The sequence below is a fragment of the Massilia sp. CF038 genome (genome assembly GCF_900129765.1).
GTDB lineage: Bacteria > Pseudomonadota > Gammaproteobacteria > Burkholderiales > Burkholderiaceae_D > Telluria_A.
In genome coordinates this window covers 289,406-307,818 of sequence record NZ_FQWU01000003.1, presented here as the reverse complement: position 1 = coordinate 307,818, position 18,413 = coordinate 289,406, and the positions used below count along the sequence as shown (strand labels likewise).

20 protein-coding genes are annotated in these 18,413 nt (G+C 58.4%); 18 read left to right on the top strand and 2 right to left on the bottom strand.

Translation table 11 applies throughout. The features are described 5' to 3' along the window. Positions 1 to 25: 25 nt before the first annotated feature. Both BUC24_RS20660 and BUC24_RS20655 read left to right on the top strand, forming a co-directional pair. Complete coding sequence (locus tag BUC24_RS20660; protein WP_073221209.1) at positions 26 to 910, top strand: branched-chain amino acid ABC transporter permease; 885 nt, start codon at positions 26 to 28, stop codon at positions 908 to 910. Between the two features lie 13 nt (positions 911 to 923). Continuing rightward, positions 924 to 1,910, top strand: a complete 987-nt coding sequence (locus tag BUC24_RS20655) for a branched-chain amino acid ABC transporter permease (RefSeq protein WP_073221206.1) — start codon at positions 924 to 926, stop codon at positions 1,908 to 1,910. A gap of 3 nt (positions 1,911 to 1,913) precedes the next feature. Here the strand turns inward: BUC24_RS20655 and BUC24_RS20650 are convergent, their stop codons facing one another. Beyond that, positions 1,914 to 3,071 (bottom strand): iron-containing alcohol dehydrogenase, encoded by a 1,158-nt coding sequence (locus BUC24_RS20650; protein WP_073221203.1) that lies wholly within the window; start codon positions 3,069 to 3,071, stop codon positions 1,914 to 1,916. A gap of 112 nt (positions 3,072 to 3,183) precedes the next feature. On the opposite strand from BUC24_RS20650, the gene BUC24_RS20645 reads away from it, so the two are divergent. The 15 genes from BUC24_RS20645 (at position 3,184) to BUC24_RS20575 (ending at position 16,500) form a co-directional block, all read left to right on the top strand. Continuing rightward, the gene (locus BUC24_RS20645) at positions 3,184 to 3,948 is read left to right on the top strand and encodes a sulfite exporter TauE/SafE family protein (protein ID WP_073221200.1); all 765 of its coding nucleotides are present in this window, start codon (positions 3,184 to 3,186) and stop codon (positions 3,946 to 3,948) included. Between the two features lie 159 nt (positions 3,949 to 4,107). After that, complete coding sequence (gene mnmG, locus BUC24_RS20640) at positions 4,108 to 6,039, top strand: tRNA uridine-5-carboxymethylaminomethyl(34) synthesis enzyme MnmG (RefSeq protein ID WP_073221197.1); 1,932 nt, start codon at positions 4,108 to 4,110, stop codon at positions 6,037 to 6,039. Beyond that, complete coding sequence (gene rsmG / locus BUC24_RS20635; protein WP_073221194.1) at positions 6,036 to 6,683, top strand: 16S rRNA (guanine(527)-N(7))-methyltransferase RsmG; 648 nt, start codon at positions 6,036 to 6,038, stop codon at positions 6,681 to 6,683. The genes mnmG and rsmG overlap by 4 nt, the downstream gene beginning before the upstream one ends. A 115-nt stretch (positions 6,684 to 6,798) precedes the next feature. Then, positions 6,799 to 7,569, top strand: coding sequence for a ParA family protein (locus tag BUC24_RS20630; RefSeq protein WP_073221191.1), 771 nt, complete (start codon positions 6,799 to 6,801; stop codon positions 7,567 to 7,569). Between the two features lie 30 nt (positions 7,570 to 7,599). After that, positions 7,600 to 8,484, top strand: coding sequence for a ParB/RepB/Spo0J family partition protein (locus BUC24_RS20625; RefSeq protein ID WP_073221188.1), 885 nt, complete (start codon positions 7,600 to 7,602; stop codon positions 8,482 to 8,484). 353 nt (positions 8,485 to 8,837) lie between these two features. Next, complete coding sequence (locus BUC24_RS20620; protein WP_073221185.1) at positions 8,838 to 9,176, top strand: ATP synthase subunit I; 339 nt, start codon at positions 8,838 to 8,840, stop codon at positions 9,174 to 9,176. A 4-nt stretch (positions 9,177 to 9,180) separates the two neighbouring features. Beyond that, the gene (gene atpB / locus BUC24_RS20615) at positions 9,181 to 10,017 is read left to right on the top strand and encodes a F0F1 ATP synthase subunit A (RefSeq protein WP_073221182.1); all 837 of its coding nucleotides are present in this window, start codon (positions 9,181 to 9,183) and stop codon (positions 10,015 to 10,017) included. 96 nt (positions 10,018 to 10,113) lie between these two features. Continuing rightward, a complete protein-coding gene (atpE, locus tag BUC24_RS20610) occupies positions 10,114 to 10,356 on the top strand; it encodes a F0F1 ATP synthase subunit C (RefSeq protein WP_073221179.1) in 243 nt (80 codons plus the stop codon). Positions 10,357 to 10,433: 77 nt separating this feature from the next. Continuing rightward, positions 10,434 to 10,904: a F0F1 ATP synthase subunit B gene (locus BUC24_RS20605; RefSeq protein ID WP_073221176.1), complete on the top strand. Its 471-nt coding sequence runs from the start codon at positions 10,434 to 10,436 to the stop codon at positions 10,902 to 10,904. Between the two features lie 2 nt (positions 10,905 to 10,906). Continuing rightward, positions 10,907 to 11,440 carry a F0F1 ATP synthase subunit delta gene (locus tag BUC24_RS20600; protein WP_073221173.1) on the top strand — a complete coding sequence of 178 codons (534 nt, stop codon included), beginning with the start codon at positions 10,907 to 10,909 and terminating at the stop codon, positions 11,438 to 11,440. Positions 11,441 to 11,503: 63 nt separating this feature from the next. After that, complete coding sequence (gene atpA, locus BUC24_RS20595) at positions 11,504 to 13,045, top strand: F0F1 ATP synthase subunit alpha (protein ID WP_073221170.1); 1,542 nt, start codon at positions 11,504 to 11,506, stop codon at positions 13,043 to 13,045. A 60-nt stretch (positions 13,046 to 13,105) separates the two neighbouring features. Beyond that, positions 13,106 to 13,981 carry a F0F1 ATP synthase subunit gamma gene (gene atpG, locus BUC24_RS20590; RefSeq protein WP_073221167.1) on the top strand — a complete coding sequence of 292 codons (876 nt, stop codon included), beginning with the start codon at positions 13,106 to 13,108 and terminating at the stop codon, positions 13,979 to 13,981. Between the two features lie 32 nt (positions 13,982 to 14,013). Next, positions 14,014 to 15,414, top strand: a complete 1,401-nt coding sequence (gene atpD / locus BUC24_RS20585; RefSeq protein WP_073221164.1) for a F0F1 ATP synthase subunit beta — start codon at positions 14,014 to 14,016, stop codon at positions 15,412 to 15,414. 21 nt (positions 15,415 to 15,435) lie between these two features. Beyond that, entirely contained in the window at positions 15,436 to 15,858 is a 423-nt protein-coding gene (locus tag BUC24_RS20580; protein ID WP_073221161.1) for a F0F1 ATP synthase subunit epsilon, read from the top strand. Positions 15,859 to 15,954: 96 nt separating this feature from the next. Continuing rightward, positions 15,955 to 16,500, top strand: coding sequence for a hypothetical protein (locus tag BUC24_RS20575; protein WP_073221158.1), 546 nt, complete (start codon positions 15,955 to 15,957; stop codon positions 16,498 to 16,500). Here BUC24_RS20575 and BUC24_RS20570 read toward each other — a convergent pair. Then, positions 16,491 to 17,396, bottom strand: coding sequence for a LysR family transcriptional regulator (locus BUC24_RS20570; RefSeq protein WP_073221155.1), 906 nt, complete (start codon positions 17,394 to 17,396; stop codon positions 16,491 to 16,493). The genes BUC24_RS20575 and BUC24_RS20570 overlap by 10 nt on opposite strands. Positions 17,397 to 17,497: 101 nt before the next feature. Between BUC24_RS20570 and BUC24_RS20565 the strand changes: the two genes are divergently transcribed. After that, on the top strand, positions 17,498 to 18,361 hold the full coding sequence (locus tag BUC24_RS20565; protein WP_073221152.1) for an aldo/keto reductase family oxidoreductase: 864 nt from the start codon (positions 17,498 to 17,500) through the stop codon (positions 18,359 to 18,361). Positions 18,362 to 18,413 lie beyond the last annotated feature (52 nt).

The window sequence follows — 18,413 nt, the reverse complement described above, 5'->3', positions numbered from 1 at the left end:
GTTCCTTCTTTTGTACTGTGAAGCCATGGAAATATTCGGCGTTCCTCATCAGGCGATGATGAGTCAGCTGCTGCTGGGCCTTGTCAACGGTTCCTTCTACGCGATGCTGTCGCTCGGGCTGGCCGTGATCTTTGGTCTGCTCAATGTGATCAATTTCTCGCACGGCGCGCTCTACATGATGGGCGCCTTTCTTGCCTGGATGGGACTCAGTTACTTTGACGTCAATTATTGGGTCATGCTCGCGGTAGCGCCCTTGCTTGTCGGTGCCTTCGGGATTTTGATCGAGCGCACGATGCTGCGCTGGCTCTACAAGCTTGATCACCTGTACGGCTTGCTGTTCACGTTTGGCGTGACCCTGGTGCTGGAAGGTGTGTTCCGTTCTTTCTACGGTGTTTCTGGCCAGGCCTATCCTGTGCCGGACGCCCTGCAGGGAGCCACCGACCTGGGCTTTATGGTGCTGCCTAATTATCGGGCATGGGTCGTCGTGGCGTCCCTGGTGGTTTGCCTCGGAACATGGTTTGTGATCGAAAAGACAAAACTTGGCGCCTATCTGCGTGCTGGGACAGAGAATCCGAAACTGGTGGAAGCCTTTGGCATCAACGTGCCGTTGATGGTCACGCTCACCTATGGCTTTGGCGTCGCTTTGGCGGGCTTTGCAGGGGTGCTGGCGGCTCCGATCATCAATGTGACTCCACTGATGGGTTCGCACCTGATTATCGTCGTGTTCGCCGTTGTAGTGATCGGGGGGATGGGTTCGATCATGGGTTCGATCATCACTGGTCTTGCACTGGGCGTGATCGAGGGCTTGACCCGGGTGTTCTACCCGCCCGGCTCGGAGGTGGTCGTGTTTGTCGTGATGGTCATCGTTCTGTTGCTCCGCCCAGCCGGCTTGTTCGGCAAAGAAAAGTAGGAAGGCCTTGCACATGCTAAACAAGAACTATGGCTATCTGATCGCGCTCGCACTGATGCTGGCGGCCCCGTTTGTTGGCTACCCGGTTTTCCTGATGAAGTTGCTTTGCTTCGGCTTGTTTGCCTGCGCCTTCAATTTGCTGATCGGTTTCACTGGATTGCTATCGTTCGGACACGCTGCGTTTTTCGGTTCGGCTGGCTACGTGGCCGGGTACATGCTGCGCGACAAAGGCTGGCCTTTTGAGCTGGCGGTGCTGGCCGGCGTTGGGGCGAGTGCCTTGATCGGTCTCGTGATGGGTGCGGTGGCAATCCGCCGGCAGGGCATCTATTTCTCCATGATCACCCTGGCCTTGGCGCAGATGGTGTACTTCGGCGCGCTGCGTGCGCCGTTCACGGGCGGCGAAGATGGCTTGCAAGGTGTACCGCGCGGCAAATTGTTGGCTACTGTGGATCTGGGCAATGACCTGGTGATGTATTACGTCGTGCTGGCAATTGTTCTGGCTGGCTTCGCCTTGATCGTCCGCACCGTCCATTCCCCGTTCGGTCAGGTCCTCAAGGCCATCAAGGAAAACGAGCCGCGCGCCATTTCGCTTGGTTTTGACGTGGACAAGTACAAGTTGCTGGCATTTGTTTTGTCGGCCGCATTGGCTGGCTTGGCCGGCGCCACCAAGACTGTTGTGCTTGGATTCGAGACGCTGACTGACGTGTACTGGGCAATGTCCGGCTTGGTCATTCTGATGACCTTGGTCGGCGGAATGGGCACGCTGGTTGGGCCGGTGATCGGCGCCTTCATCATCATCGCGCTCGAGAACAAGCTGGGCGATGTGGGCAACTTCCTCGCGCAACAGACCGGGGTAGAGTGGTTTGCCAGCATTGGCGAGTCGGTCGGCATGGTCACGGGCCTGATCTTTATTGCCTGTGTGCTGCTGTTCCGCAAGGGCATCGTGGGTGAGATCGGCGCGGCCCTCGCCGCTGCCGGTCGCAGTAAAAAGAGCGCCTGAGGTTTACAAGGCGCTTCTGTAAATTCCATACGCGTCCGCGCGGGTTAACTCGCGCGGATTGTTTCCCAAGAGTCTGGTCTGCAGCATCGCGTCGTCGGCCAGCCGGTCCAGATCAGTTTCGCCGATTCCTACTTGTTGCAAGGTCGTTTCGATGCCTGTCATGGTTGCGATATGCTGCATCGCAACAACGAGCGCCTCCGCGCGTGCCTCGTCGGTGCCGGCCACATGGGGTGCGACGATTCCGGCCAGTTCGGCATACATCGGTGCCGCTGACTCCATATTGAAGCGAAGAACGTGCGGCAGCACGAGCGCATTCGAGAGACCATGTGGTACGTGGAAGATGCCGCCGATCGGATAAGCCAGCGCATGCACTGCTGCGACCGGTGCGTTTGAAAACGCCTGCCCCGCCAGACAGGCGCCCAACAGCATGGCCTGTCGCGCAGCCAGATCGCGCCCGTTTTCACAGGCTTTCGTCAGGTTGGCGGACAGCATGCCGAGCGCCTGCCGTGCCAAGGAATCGGACAGTGGATTCTTTTTGTGCTTGCTGGTGTAGGCCTCAATTGCGTGCACCATGGCGTCGATGCCCGTTGCTGCCGTGACCAAGGGTGGCAAACCCAGCGTCAGCTCCGCGTCCAGAATGGCAAGGTCGGCGTACAACTGCGGCGCCACCACACCCATCTTCGTGGTCTCGCCAGTGGTGACGATCGCGATATTGGTGACTTCGGATCCGGTGCCGGCCGTGGTGGGGATCTGTACCAGCGGCAAGCGTGTACCCGTGACATTGCCGATCCCATAGATCTGAGAAATCGCCTGCGTTCCTGGTGCAAGCACTGCGATGAGTTTTGCCACGTCCATCGAACTGCCGCCACCGAGGCCGATAATCATGTCGACCTCATTCATGCGTGCAAACTCGACTGCGCCGAGGACAACTGCTTCCGGTGGATCGGCCACCACGTCTGAATACACCAGCACCTTGAGCTGCGACTGTTTCAGACTCAATTCGGCAAGGTCTACCCGACCAGTGCGCAGAAAGCCCGGGTCAGTGACGACCATCACCCGTTTGGCCTGCGGGAAGCGGCTGCGGATGTGCGTGCCAAGATTCTTGGCCGCGCCGGTTTCCGAGATGATGTTGGGGACCGTACTGAAGCTGAAATTGTTCATGGTATCTGGCTTTCCGGGTTGATCCGACAAGCTTACACCAAGGATGAGCCATCGTGAACGCGCAGGGAGTTTCTTCCGTACAATGGATGCTTCCCCTGTTTCTGGTGTCTCCATGTTCGATTTTGCCTTGCTTGGTGTGGCAGCCTTTACTGCTGGATTGGTCGATGCGGTGGTTGGCGGCGGTGGTCTGATTCAGCTACCCGTTCTGTTCTCGTTGTTTCCTCGCGAGGCACCCGCTACCTTGATTGGCACCAGCAAGCTGGCCGGTATCTTCGGCACCAGCGCAGCAGCCGTGAATTACGCGCGACGGGTGAGGGTGGCCTGGAGCGCTGCGGCGCCAGCGGCGGTAGCCGCCTTCATCCTTTCCTTCGTTGGCGCATACACGGTGACCAAGGTGCCAGCGGACTTCATGCGAACGCTCTTGCCGGTGGTGCTGGTGGCGGTCGCAATCTATACCTTCAAGAAGAAGGACTTTGGTGCGGCCCACGCGCCTGTGCACACCGGTAATGCCGAGCGCTACCTGGCCATAGGCATGGGTGCCTGCATCGGGTTTTACGATGGCTTCTTTGGCCCCGGCACCGGGAGCTTTCTCCTGTTCCTCTTTGTGCGTTTTTTCGGGTTCGACTTCCTGAGCGCGTCAGCGGCAGCCAAGGTGGTGAACGTGGCCTGCAATCTGTCCGCGCTGATGTGGTTTGGCGTCAGTGGTCATCTTCTCTGGCAACTGGGTTTATTGATGGCGGCGTGCCAGGTGGCCGGCTCGCTCGTTGGGACAAAACTCGCCATCAAACATGGCAGCGGCTTTGTTCGCAAGCTGTTCCTGATCGTTGTTACTCTGCTGATTTTCAAGACCAGTTACGACGCATGGCTTCGCTGGTAGGCTCCTTTTGTTCCACGTGAAACATTCCAAAACCCCAAATCGGGAATGTTTCACGTGGAACAATCGTGGTGCTAGAGGCGGATATCTAGCCGGAAAAAAGTCTGAGGGCCAAAAAGACTCTATAATCTGCCCTCATACTCCTCGCACCACACTTCCATCATGCTATTTCCTACTGAATTCGACGTCATTGTCGTCGGCGGCGGTCACGCCGGTACCGAAGCTGCATTGGCTTCCGCCCGCATGGGCCAGAAGACTTTGTTGCTCACCCATAACATCGAGACCCTGGGCCAGATGTCGTGCAACCCGTCCATCGGTGGGATTGGGAAGGGTCATCTGGTCAAGGAAGTCGATGCGATGGGTGGCGCGATGGCCATTGCCACCGACGAATCCGGGATCCAGTTCCGCATCCTGAACTCGTCCAAAGGCCCGGCGGTGCGTGCAACCCGTGCCCAGGCCGACCGTATTCTGTACAAACAAGCGATCCGCTCGCGCCTGGAAAACCAGCCCAACCTGTGGCTGTTCCAGCAGGCCGTCGACGATCTGATGGTGGAGGGCGACCGGGTGGTTGGTGCCGTTACCCAGATCGGTTTGCAGTTCCGCGCCCGCGCGGTCGTGCTGACGGCCGGTACTTTCCTCGACGGGAAGATCCACGTCGGCTTGCAAAACTACTCCGCCGGCCGCGCCGGTGACCCGCCTGCCATCTCGCTCTCGGCCCGACTGAAGGAATTGAAGCTGCCGCAGGGGCGCCTGAAGACCGGCACGCCACCCCGCATTGATGGCCGCAGCATCGACTTTTCCCAGATGCTGGAACAGCCAGGCGACCTGGACCCGGTCCCCGTGTTCTCGGTCATGGGTAACACGACCATGCACCCACGCCAGGTACCATGCTGGGTTACTCACACCAATGCGCAGACACACGATATTATTCGCGCCGGTCTCGACCGCAGCCCGATGTACACCGGCGTCATCGAAGGCGTGGGTCCGCGCTATTGCCCATCAATCGAAGACAAGATCCACCGCTTCGCCAGCAAGGAATCGCACCAGATTTTCCTGGAGCCGGAAGGCTTGACGACCAACGAGTTTTACCCGAACGGGATCTCGACCAGCCTGCCGTTCGACGTGCAGATCAACCTGGTGCGCTCGATGAAGGGCATGGAAAACGCCTTCATCCTGCGCCCTGGCTACGCCATCGAATATGATTACTTCGATCCGCGCGGCCTGAAAATGTCGCTTGAAACCAAGGCAGTGCAGGGCCTGTTCTTTGCCGGCCAGATCAACGGCACCACCGGTTACGAGGAAGCGGCGGCGCAAGGCATGCTTGCAGGTATCAACGCTGCCCTGATGACCCAGGGCCGCGACGCCTGGGTGCCGGGCCGTGCCGACGCCTACCTGGGCGTCCTGGTCGACGACCTGACCACCCAGGGCGTGGCCGAGCCTTACCGCATGTTCACTAGTCGTGCCGAGTTCCGCCTCAGCCTGCGTGAAGACAATGCCGATATGCGCCTGACGGAAATTGGCCGCAAGCTTGGCTGCGTGGGTGATGCCCAGTGGGAAGCCTTCGAGCGCAAACGTGAATCCGTGGCGCGCGAACTGGAACGCTTGCGCACCACGTGGGTCAACCCGCGCATCCTGGCGGCGGCCGAATCGGAGCGTGTGATTGGCCAGGCCATCGAGCGCGAATACAATCTGGCCGACCTGCTGCGCCGTCCCGGCGTGGCTTACGACAAGCTGATGAGCCTGTCCGGTGTGGAAGGCCAGGACCTGGCCGGGCCCGGCGTGACCGATCCGGCCGTGCGCGAGCAGGTTGAGATTCAACTGAAATACTCGGGCTATATCGACCGCCAGGCTAAGGAAGTCGAACGCCACGACCACTACGAAAACCTCAAACTGCCGACCGAGTTTAACTATCTGGACATCACGGCGCTGTCGATCGAAGTGCGGCAAAAGCTGGACAAGCAACGTCCTGAAACGCTGGGCCAGGCCTCAAGAATTTCTGGCGTGACACCTGCCGCGATCTCGCTTTTGCTGGTACATTTAAAGAAACGCGGTGCGAAAGGTTTTGCCACCCTCAATGAGGAGCTGGCGCAATGAAGTTTTTCGACCGGCCTGCGTTGGCGCAGATCCTGGCCAACGGTATCAAAGAACTGCAACTGAACCTGAACGACAAGCAACAAGAACAGCTGCTGGACTATTTGGCGCTGCTGTTCAAATGGAATGCAGTCTATAACCTGACCTCGGTGCGCGATCCCATGCAAATGATGACGCACCATGTGCTCGACTCGCTGGCCGCCGTTTCCGCCTTCGCAGACGCGCACAACGTGCTGGACGTGGGGGCAGGGGGCGGCTTGCCAGGCATGGTCCTGGCCATCAGCCTGCCACAGACGAAAGTGTCGATGATCGACACGGTACACAAGAAGACCGCATTTTTGACGCAAGTGAAAGCCGAACTGGGCCTGGCCAACGTCACCGTGTACACGATGAAGGTGCAGGACCTGCAGCCGCCACAGAAATTCGATGTCGTCACCTCCCGCGCTTTTGCGGATCTGTCGGATTTCGTCAATTGGTCGGGACACGTTTTGGCAGAGGGCGGGCGTTTTATTGCCCTCAAAGGAACGGCGCCACCGGAAGAGCAGGAAAGGCTGCCGGCAGAGTGGAAAGTGAGCGAATTACGGCCTATCACGGTTCCAGGACTGCAGGCAGAGCGTCACCTCGTGTTTATCCAGAAATCAGAATAAACCGTATAAACCATTTACCTGGTTTATACCAGATATACTATACATATCGAATAAACGATGTTGATAGTATAAACGGTATAAATCATTATTGTTGCGTCCTACGCTAAGAAGATACATGGCAAAAATATTTTGCGTTGCAAACCAGAAGGGCGGCGTCGGCAAGACCACCACCACTGTCAACCTGTCGGCCGGACTGGCCAGCCTGGACCAGCGCGTCTTGCTGGTCGACCTGGACCCGCAGGGCAACGCGACCATGGGCGCCGGCATCAACAAGGCCGGCCTGAAAGCGTCCACCTATGAAGTGCTGCTGGGCGAGGCCGACGTGGCCACCGCGCGCCAGCGTTCGGAAGCAGGCAGGTTCGATGTGCTGCCTTCCAACCGTGAACTGGCCGGTGCCGAAGTCGAGATGGTCGAACTGGAGCATCGCGAACGCCGCCTCAAGGATGCGCTGGCCGTGGTCGATGCGGAGTACGATTTCATTCTGATCGATTGCCCTCCCGCCTTGTCGATGCTGACCCTCAATGGCTTGTGCGCCGCGCATGGCGTGATCATCCCGATGCAGTGCGAGTACTACGCGCTGGAAGGCTTGTCCGACCTGGTCAACACCATCAAGAAAGTGCATGCCAACCTCAACCCGGACCTGAAGATCATCGGCCTGTTGCGGGTGATGTTCGACCCGCGCATGACGCTGTCGCAGCAAGTGTCGGCCCAGCTGGAAGAGCACTTCGGCGACAAGGTCTTCAAGACCATCATCCCGCGCAATGTGCGCCTGGCCGAAGCGCCGTCCTACGGCATTCCCGGTGTGACCTTTGACCCCACCTCGAAAGGCGCGCAAGCCTACGTTGCTTTCGGCGCCGAGATGGTCAAACGCATCAAAACACTGTAATCAGAATTTCGCAGAAAGACTTACCGAATCATGGCAACCAAAAAACTCAAGGGCCTCGGCCGCGGTCTCGAAGCACTGCTGGGCGGCGATGGCGATGCGCCCCAGCCTGACCCGGGCACCCCGTCCTCGCTGCCGGTCACTCAGATGCAGGCTGGTAAATACCAGCCGCGTACGCGCATGGACGAAGGCGCGCTGGCCGAACTGGCCGCATCCATCAAAACCCAGGGCATCATGCAGCCGGTGCTGGTGCGCCCGGTCGGTACCGACAAGCTGACCGGCGCCACCAAGTACGAAATCATCGCCGGCGAACGCCGCTTCCGCGCGGCCCAGCTGGCTGGCCTGGAGCAGATTCCGGTGCTGGTGCGCGATGTGGACGACCAGGCTGCCGCCGCCATGGCCCTGATCGAGAACATTCAGCGCGAAGACCTTAATCCGCTGGAAGAAGCCCAGGGCATCCAGCGCCTGATTTCCGATTTCAGCTTTACCCACGAACAAGCAGCCAGCGCGGTTGGCCGTTCGCGTAGCGCGGTGTCGAATCTGCTGCGCCTGATGAACCTGGCGGCACCGGTGCAGACCATGCTCATGGCCGGCGACATCGACATGGGGCATGCCCGTGCGCTGCTGGCAGTCGACTCGGCCAGCCAGATCAGCCTGGCGAATCAGGTGGTGGCCAAGCGTTTGTCGGTGCGTGAAACGGAAAAGCTGGTCAATCGCGCGATGGAAGAGCAGGCCAACACGCCGGTGGCGCGTCAAAAAGAGAAGTCGGGCGACATCGTGCGCCTGGAAGAAGAGCTTTCCGACAAACTGGCCACGCCGGTGTTGTTCAAGATGGGCGCCAAAGGCAAGGGCCAGATGATCATCGATTTCGCCGATCTCGATGTGCTCGATGGCGTTTTAGCAAGACTACGCGCCTGATCGTCCTCAGCGGAATAAGCACATCGCCCTCGCGAAGGCGGGGGCCCATACCACGGCAGCGACTTCGGTCACATGGTATAGGCCCCCGCCTCCGCGAGGGCGATGTGGAGTGACGCGCCCATCCGTTTCTCATCATGAAAATCGTTTCCTATGCGAAACAATTCCTTTGCCAGTGATGACTGCCCTCAATTAGTGCGGACGCTCGAAAAAAAGGTGACATATCACCACATTTAATCTCTTTGTCGACGCCGCAACGTTTGACGCATATGTGCGTATCGCCTTATAATCCCGCTGATTCACGTGATCCCAATACCCGAAACAGCTTTCATCATGGCTGGCGCGAAGAACAAAAAATGCTGCGCTTAGTCTCCCTGCAATTGATCGTTACAGTCGTCGCTGGCCTGGTGGCCGGACTGCTGGGAGGCTGGGCGGCGATGGTGTCTGCAATATTCGGGGGGCTGTGTTGTGTGGTGCCGAACGCGATCATGGCGGGGCGGCTGTTCCTCAACACGAAGCGGCCTGGTGGCGCTGACCCGATCTCGTTTTTTATCTGGGAATTCATAAAGATTGCACTGACGGTGGCGCTGATAGGCGCGGCCGCGACGCTGTACCGCGATTTGAACTGGTTCGCCTTAATTGGCGGCTTCATCGTGGCACTGAAAAGTTACATTATTCTATTATTTAGGCACTGATACTATGAGTTCAACAGTTGAAGGCGCAGCGGCGCACGCACCAACCGCGTCAGAGTACATCAAGCACCACCTGAGTCATTATTCGAATCACCACCAAGCAAGTGTGGTCGATTTCTCGATTATCAATATGGACACGATCTTTTGGTCGGTCCTGTGTGGCGTACTCGGCTGCCTGCTAATGTGGATGGCCGCGCGCAAAGCCACCTCCGGCGTGCCAGGCCGTTTCCAGGCTGCCGTTGAAATGGTCGTTGAAATGGTCGACAACCAGGCCAAGGGCATCGTCCACGGCGACCGTACCTTCATCGCGCCATTGGCATTGACCGTGTTTGTCTGGGTTGCCCTGATGAACTCGATGGACTTCCTGCCAGTAGACGCGCCATCGGCACTGATCAATTTCCTCGGCCTGGGCGACAAGTTCCCTTACCAGCGCGTCGTGCCTACCGCCGACTTGAACGGCACCATGGGTATCTCCCTGGGCGTGTTTGCTCTGATGATCTTCTACAGCATCAAGATCAAGGGCTTCGGCGGCTGGATCCACGAATTGTTCGCAGCACCATTCGGCATCTATATGGCGCCGTTCAACCTGCTGTTGAACATCATCGAGTACGCAGCAAAAACCGTGTCGCTCGGCATGCGACTGTTCGGCAACATGTTTGCTGGCGAACTGCTGTTCCTGTTGATCGCTTTGTTGGGTGCGATGGCTACCACGTTCGGCTTCGTTGGCCACGTGATTGCCGGTTCGATCTGGGCTATTTTCCACATCCTGATCGTGTTCCTGCAGGCGTTCATTTTCATGATGCTGACGCTGGTGTATATCGGCCAAGCGCATGAAGGCCACTGATCGGCACCGCTCGAACAGAAAAAGATTGTGGTTGTAAGCAAAGTTTGTAATTTTTTTGATTTTTGATTTTTTAATTTACTTTTTGAAGGAACTCTCATGACTGACTATTCTTTTGTTGCTCTGGCTTGCGGTTTGATCATCGGTCTGGGCGCTATCGGCGCTTGTATCGGTATCGCTATCATGGGCGGCAAATACCTCGAAGCTTCGGCTCGTCAGCCTGAACTGATGAACACCCTGCAGACCAAGATGTTCCTGCTGGCTGGTCTGATCGATGCTGCGTTCCTGATCGGTGTTGGTATCGCAATGCTGTTCGCATTCGCAAACCCGTTCCACGCTTAAATTCAAGCGTCACGCCGTAGTTAAAGAATGGCCGAACCTCGCGGTTCGGCATCCGTTTTTGTGAGAAGGAAAACACCGTGAACTTAAACGCAACCCTGTTTGCACAGTTCGTGGTCTTCTTCATCCTGGCGGGCTTCACGATGAAATTCGTGTGGCCGCCACTGATGAAAGCGCTCGACGAGCGCGCCCAGAGGATCGCGAGTGGTCTGGCTGCTGCCGACCGCGGCAAGACCGAACTGGAAGTAGCACTGAAGCGTGTCGACGCCGAACTGGCAACCGCTCGTGACGAAGGACAAAAGCGCATCGTGGACGCTGAAAAGCGCGCTGCCATGATCATCGACGAAGCCAAGAAAACCGCTGCTGACGAAGCTGCGCGCATTCTGGCCAACGCCAAAGCCGAAGCTGAATCGCAAGTCTCGCGCGCGCGCGACGAACTGCGTGCTCAGGTTGCTGGTCTGGCTGTCAAAGGCGCCGAGCAGATCCTCAAGCGTGAAGTGAACGCATCGGCTCACGCCGACATGCTGTCGCAACTTTCGACCGAGCTGTAATCATGGCCGAAATCGCAACCGTCGCCCGTCCTTACGCCGAAGCGCTGTTCCGTGTTGCCAAGCAAGGCAACATGGCAGCCTGGTCCGAAGTTGTGTCCGAACTGGCGCAACTTGGTCTCCATCCTGATGTGCTCGCTTACGCTGCCAGCCCGAATGTGGCGCCGGAACACGTGACCAGCGCCCTGGTATCGCTCCTGAAGTCGCCTGCGACCCCGGAAGTGAACAACCTGATCGCGATGCTGGTCCAGAACGACCGCGTAGCGCTGCTGCCGGAAATCGGCGAGCAGTTCGAGGTACTCAAGAACGCGGACGCCGGTGCGGCAGATGCCAGCATCGTCAGTGCGTATGAGATCTCGGCGCAGCAGGTTACTAGCCTGGTCGCCTCGCTGGAAAAGAAATTTGGCCGCAAGCTCAACCCAACGGTGACAGTGGATCCTGCGCTGATCGGTGGTGTGCGCGTTGTCGTCGGTGATGAAGTGCTCGATACCTCGGTACGCGCCAAGCTGCAACAGATGCATGTTGCGCTGGCGTCGTAACGACCGAGCAGCCACACCGACCGCGCCCTTGCCCTACGCATCAAGAAACTATTAGGAGTTAGCATGCAACTTAATTCATCTGAAATCAGCGAACTGATCAAGAGCCGTATCCAAGGCCTCGAAGGTTCCGTTGACATTCGCAATCAGGGCACGGTTATCTCCGTAGCCGACGGTATCTGCCGTATTCACGGCCTGTCGGACGTGATGCAGGGCGAGATGCTGGAATTCCCAGGCAACACGTTTGGTCTGGCAATGAACCTGGAACGCGATTCCGTCGGTGCCGTGATTCTGGGCGCCTACGAGCACATTTCCGAAGGCGACACCGTGAAGACCACCGGCCGCATTCTGGAAGTGCCTATCGGTCCTGAGCTGCGCGGCCGCGTTGTGAACGCGCTCGGTCAGCCAATCGATGGCAAGGGTCCAGTTGGCGCCAAGCTGACCACCCCGATCGAAAAGATCGCCCCAGGCGTGATCGCCCGTCAGTCCGTGTCGCAGCCAATGCAGACCGGCCTGAAGTCGATTGACTCGATGGTACCAATCGGCCGTGGCCAGCGCGAGCTGATCATTGGCGACCGTCAGACCGGTAAATCGGCTGTGGCGATTGACGCGATCATCAATCAAAAGGGTCAGAACATGACCTGTATCTACGTCGCGATCGGTCAAAAAGCATCGACCATCAAGAACATCGTGCGCTCGCTCGAGACGCACGGCGCGATGGAATACACCATTGTGGTTGCTGCTTCGGCGTCCGAATCGGCTGCCATGCAGTACATCTCCGCTTACTCCGGTTGCGCCATGGGCGAATACTTCCGTGACCGCGGCGAAGACGCACTGATCGTCTACGATGACTTGTCCAAGCAAGCAGTTGCTTACCGTCAGATTTCCCTGCTGCTGCGCCGCCCACCAGGCCGCGAAGCGTACCCAGGCGACGTGTTCTACCTGCACAGCCGTCTGCTCGAGCGCGCAGCACGCGTGAACCCGGACTACGTCGAAGCGTTCACCAAAGGCGAAGTCAAAGGCAAGACCGGCTCGCTGACCGCACTGCCAATTATTGAAACCCAGGCAGGCGACGTTTCGGCATTCGTGCCGACCAACGTGATTTCGATTACCGACGGCCAGATCTTCCTGGACACCGCACTGTTCAACTCGGGCGTGCGTCCGGCCATTAACGCAGGTATCTCGGTATCGCGCGTGGGTGGTGCTGCTCAGACCAAGGTCATCAAAAACCTGTCCGGCGGTATCCGTACCGACTTGGCACAGTACCGTGAACTGGCTGCGTTCGCGCAGTTCGCTTCCGACCTGGACGAATCGACCCGCAAGCAGCTCGACCGCGGTGCCCGCGTGACCGAACTGCTCAAGCAGTCGCAGTACTCGCCGCTGTCGATCTCGATGATGGCCGTGTCGCTGTTCGCAGTGAACAAGGGCTTCTTCGACGACGTCGAAATCAAGAAGGTACTGGCGTTCGAAGCCGGCCTGCATGGTTACATGAAGTCCAAGCAAGCTGCCCTGCTGTCCAAGATTGAAGAAACCAAAGCACTGGACAAAGACGGCGAAGCCGCCATGTCCGCTGCGATTGCTGACTTCAAGAAATCCGGCGCATATTAATTGACTGAGAGCGCCGTCGCTGTACCGCGGCGCTCGAAAGCGCAAAAGGAGTAAGGACTCATGGCATCAGGCAAAGAGATACGTGGCAAGATCAAGAGCGTAGAAAATACGAAGAAGATCACCAAGGCGATGGAGATGGTCGCCGCATCGAAAATGCGCAAAGCGCAGGATCGCATGCGCGCCGCCCGTCCCTACAGTGACAAGATTCGGAATATCGCCTCCAATCTGGCTACTGCGAATCCGGAATACACCCACCCGTTCATGGCGCAAGCCAAGAGCGTGCAGGCAAAAGCCGTTGGCTTCATCGTCGTCACGACCGACAAGGGTCTGTGCGGCGGCATGAATACCAACGTGCTGCGGATGGTGACGCAAAAAACGCGCGAGCTGGAAGCAGCTGGCAACAAGATTGAAGCGGTTGCCATTGGCAACAAGGGTTTGGGTTTTATGAATCGGGTTGGTGTCCGGGTCGTGTCGCATGCGATTCAGATCGGTGACACCCCGCACCTGGACAAACTGATCGGGCCTGTGAAGGTCATGCTCGATGAATATCAGGAAGGCAAGCTCGACGCAGTCTACATCTGCTACACCAAGTTCATTAACACGATGAAGCAAGAGCCGGTGGTCCAGCAACTGCTGCCACTGTCGGCCGACAAGCTCGAAGGCGACAAGGGCGCACACGCCTGGGATTACCTGTACGAGCCGGAACCGCAAGTCGTGATCGATGAATTGCTGGTGCGCTATGTGGAAGCATTGGTTTACCAGGCTGTCGCTGAAAATATCGCGTCCGAGCAATCGGCGCGGATGGTCGCGATGAAATCGGCAAGCGACAACGCCGGTAACGTCATCGGTGAACTGAAGCTGGTCTACAACAAGACCCGCCAGGCTGCGATTACCAAAGAACTCTCCGAGATCGTCGCCGGTGCGGCAGCGGTCTAACCCGATTTTAAATATATATAGAAGGAACGAACATGGCTGATGGCAAAATCGTTCAGTGTATTGGCGCTGTTGTTGACGTTGAGTTTCCACGCAACGCAATGCCGAAGGTTTTCGACGCACTGAAAATGGCAGGCTCCGAACTGACCCTGGAAGTACAACAGCAGCTGGGCGACGGCATTGTCCGTACCATCGCGCTGGGCTCGTCCGACGGTCTGCGTCGCGGCATGAGCATCCAGAACACCGGCAAACCAATCATGGTGCCAGTCGGTAAGGCAACCCTGGGTCGCATTATGGACGTGCTGGGTAACCCGATCGACGAATGCGGTCCTGTCTCGCACGAGCAAACCGCCTCGATCCACCGCGTGGCCCCTGCGTACGACGAACTGTCGCCGTCGCAAGACCTGCTGGAAACCGGCATCAAGGTGATTGACCTGGTCTGCCCGTTCGCCAAGGGTGGTAAGGTTGGTCTGTTCGGCGGTGCAGGTGTGGGCAAGACCGTGAACATGATGGAACTGATCAACAACATCGCAAAAGCACACTCGGGTCTGTCCGTGTTTGCTGGCGTGGGTGAGCGTACCCGTGAAGGTAACGACTTCTACCACGAGATGGCTGACGCCAAAGTGGTTGACCTGGAAAACCCGGCCAACTCGAAAGTGGCCATGGTCTACGGTCAGATGAATGAACCACCAGGTAACCGTCTGCGCGTGGCGCTGACCGGTCTGACCATCGCTGAATCGTTCCGTGACGAAGGCAAAGACGTTCTGTTCTTCGTGGACAACATCTACCGCTTCACGCTGGCCGGTACCGAAGTATCCGCACTGCTGGGCCGTATGCCTTCCGCAGTGGGTTACCAGCCGACCCTGGCCGAAGAAATGGGCCGTCTGCAAGAGCGCATCACCTCGACCAAGACCGGTTCGATCACCTCGATCCAGGCCGTCTACGTTCCTGCGGATGACTTGACCGACCCGTCGCCAGCGACCACCTTCGGTCACCTGGATTCGACCGTGGTTCTGTCGCGTGACATCGCTTCGCTCGGTATCTACCCAGCAGTTGATCCACTCGATTCGACCTCGCGCCAGCTGGACCCGCTCGTCGTCGGTCAAGAGCACTATGACACCGCGCGCGCCGTACAGGGCACCCTGCAGCGCTACAAGGAACTGCGTGACATTATCGCGATTCTGGGTATGGACGAACTGGCACCGGAAGACAAACTGCTGGTGGCCCGTGCGCGTAAGATGCAGCGTTTCCTGTCGCAGCCATTCCACGTCGCTGAAGTGTTCACTGGTTCGCCAGGCAAGTACGTTTCGCTGAAAGACACGATCAAAGGCTTCAAGATGATCGCATCGGGCGAACTGGACCACCTGCCAGAGCAGTCGTTCTACATGGTTGGCACGATCGAAGAAGCAATCGAAAAAGCCAAGAAGCTCAACTAAGTAAGAGCCGATAGGACACTTATGGCAAACACTATTCACGTTGACGTGGTATCGGCCGAAGAGAGCATCTTTTCGGGCGAAGCCGAATTCGTCGCGTTGCCGGGTGAATCGGGTGAACTGGGGATCTATCCCAGCCACACTCCGCTGATCACCCGCATCAAGCCGGGCGCGGTGCGCATCAAGGTGGTTGGCCAGGCGGACGAAGAGTTGGTCTTCGTCGCTGGCGGCATCCTTGAAGTGCAGCCTCACGGTGTGACGGTTCTGGCCGATACCGCGATCCGCGGTCACGACCTGGACGAAGCGAAAGCATTGGCTGCCAAAAAAGCAGCCGAGGAATCGATGGTCAACAAGGATGCAAAGATCGACTACGCCACTGCGCAAGCAGAACTGGCCACCGCGATCGCGCAACTGGCGGCCATCGCCAAGCTTCGCCACAAGCGTTAAGCAGCACAGCAGCAAGCAAAAAGGCAGCCTCGGCTGCCTTTTTTATTGTCCGAGCTGATGCATAATATGCAATCTTAGTCCATCTCTGAACCAAACATGCAACGAACCCTCTACCGTATCGCCGCCGCGCTGGCTGCCTTGTCTGTCTCCCTGATTTCCCACGCGCAAACGCCACCGGTTTCGCTGGAAGGCAATTACGGTCTGGTCTCGTCGGACACGGCCCCGGTGAGCAAATGGGGCTTCAGCAAAAGCCGCATTACCATCAAAAAGATCGACGACAAGCACTTGCTGATTCTGCTGGCATGCGAGTGGAAGCGGGAGCCGAAAGCGGTTTGCAGCGAGCATTATTATGCGCAGTGGCAGGAAAGCGGCTTGTTCATCCAGGATATGAATACCGACCCGATGCGCCTGTATTACAACCCGAGCACACGGACGCTGACCTGGATTCAGCGCGGCTACGATGCCAAGGCCTCGGTCCGGCGCGACGTCTACACCATCGACAACACCGAGCTCACCGATCCGGCCCTGGTGCGGCGCATGAAGCGCGAGCAGGGCAACGCGGATTCAAAAGAGAACCTGCGTGTGTTTGGTCCGCCGCAAGGCTACGCCTATACCAACAACCGCATCGAACTTCAGCGCTGATCCAGCGTCTTGATGAAGTCGATAAAAGCGCGCAGGGGAGGCGGCACCAGGCGCCGCCCGGAGTAGTACAGAAACGGACCGGAAAACGATGGCCACCAGTCGGGCAATACCGGCTCCAGTGCGCCGCTCTCCAGATGCGGGCGCAGCCATTCTTCAAACAGATACACGATGCCGACGCCGGCCACGGCCATGTCTACGCTCAGGTCGGCGGCGCCACCCACTTGCACGATCAGCGGTCCATGCGGCTTGACGTGCACGACTTCGCCATCGCGTTCAAAGTCCCACGGCACCATTGTTCCCGAAGAAAACCTGCCACGCAGGCAGGCGTGCTGCAGCAGCTCGCGCGGATGACTGGGCCGGCCATGCCGCTCCAGGTAAGCCGGCGCCGCGGCGGGACCCGCGCGTTGCACGCGGGCGCCGATGGGCACGGCAATCATGTCCTGTTCCAGGCGGTCGTCATAACGGATGCCGGCATCGCAGCCTGACTCAAGCACGTCGACAAACCGGTCCTCCGCCACGATGTCGACCTGAATTTGCGGATAGGCAGCCAGAAATCCGGGCAGGATGGACGGCAACACCAGCCTGGCCGCACTGACGGGGACGTTCAGGCGCAGCGTACCAGCCGGGCGTTCGCCGACACTGCTTGCCGCATCCAGCGCTGCCTCAACCGCGCCCAGTGCCGGCGCCAGCTGATCGATTAATTTTGCGCCCGCTTCGGTGGGCGTGACACTGCGCGTGGTGCGGTGCAACAGCCGCACCCCCAGCCGTGCTTCCAGACGCCGCACCGCCTCGCTCAGTTGGGATGAACTGACATCACCAGCGCGCGCGGCCTGCCGAAATCCGCGTGCGCGCGCCACCGCCAGGAATGCATGCAAGTCGTTCAGTTCTGTTTTCATTGTCCATCAATCCGCACAGCCCGTACACATTATGCCCAATTGTTGAAGTAATCCCCAGCGCTTATTCTTGTACCCAGTCGTCCACCACTTGGAGAAAGAACATGAACAACTTGAATTCGGCAGGCACCTATCAATTGGGACAGCGCACCGTCAAGCGCATCGGCTACGGCGCCATGCGCCTGAGCGGACCGGGCGTGTTCGGCCCGCCCGCTGACCAGGCCGCCGCCGAGCACGTCCTGGAGCAGGCGCTGGCACTGGGCGTCAATCACATCGACACCAGCGACTTTTACGGTCCCCATGTCACCAACAAACTCATCAAGTCCGCCCTGGCGCCGTATCCGGACGATTTGACGATTGTGACCAAGGTTGGCGCGCGGCGTGGCAGCGACGGCGCCTGGCTGCCGGCCCAAAGCCGGGCGGAACTGCACAGCGCGGTGGAAGACAATCTGCGCCATCTGGGTCTGGAGGTGATGGATGTGGTCAATTTGCGCATCATGCTCGACGTGCATCACCCGGTCGAGGGCTCGATCGAGGAACCGCTCGCGGCCCTGGCAGAACTGCAGCAGCGCGGCCTGATTCGCCATATCGGCCTGAGTCATGTCACTGCCACACAAGTTCAGCAAGGCCGTGGGATCTGCGACATTGTGTGCGTGCAGAACCAGTACAACCTGGCGCACCGGACCGACGACGCGCTCATCGACCAGCTGAACCAGGCCGGTATTGCCTATGTACCGTTCTTCCCGCTGGGCGGCTTCTCGCCATTGCAGTCTTCCGTCCTGTCCGAGGTGGCCGCGACATTGCACGCGAACCCCATGCAGGTGGCGCTGGCCTGGCTGCTGCAGCGCTCGCCCAACATTTTGCTGATTCCAGGCACCACCTCAGTGGCGCATCTGCGCGATAACATGCTTGCCGGCAGTCTGGTGCTCGATCCGGACAGCATCCGAAAGCTCAACGCCATCGGCTGATCAAGGCTTATTTTTTTCCGCTGATCACGCCGTAAGCACCGTTCGTCGCATG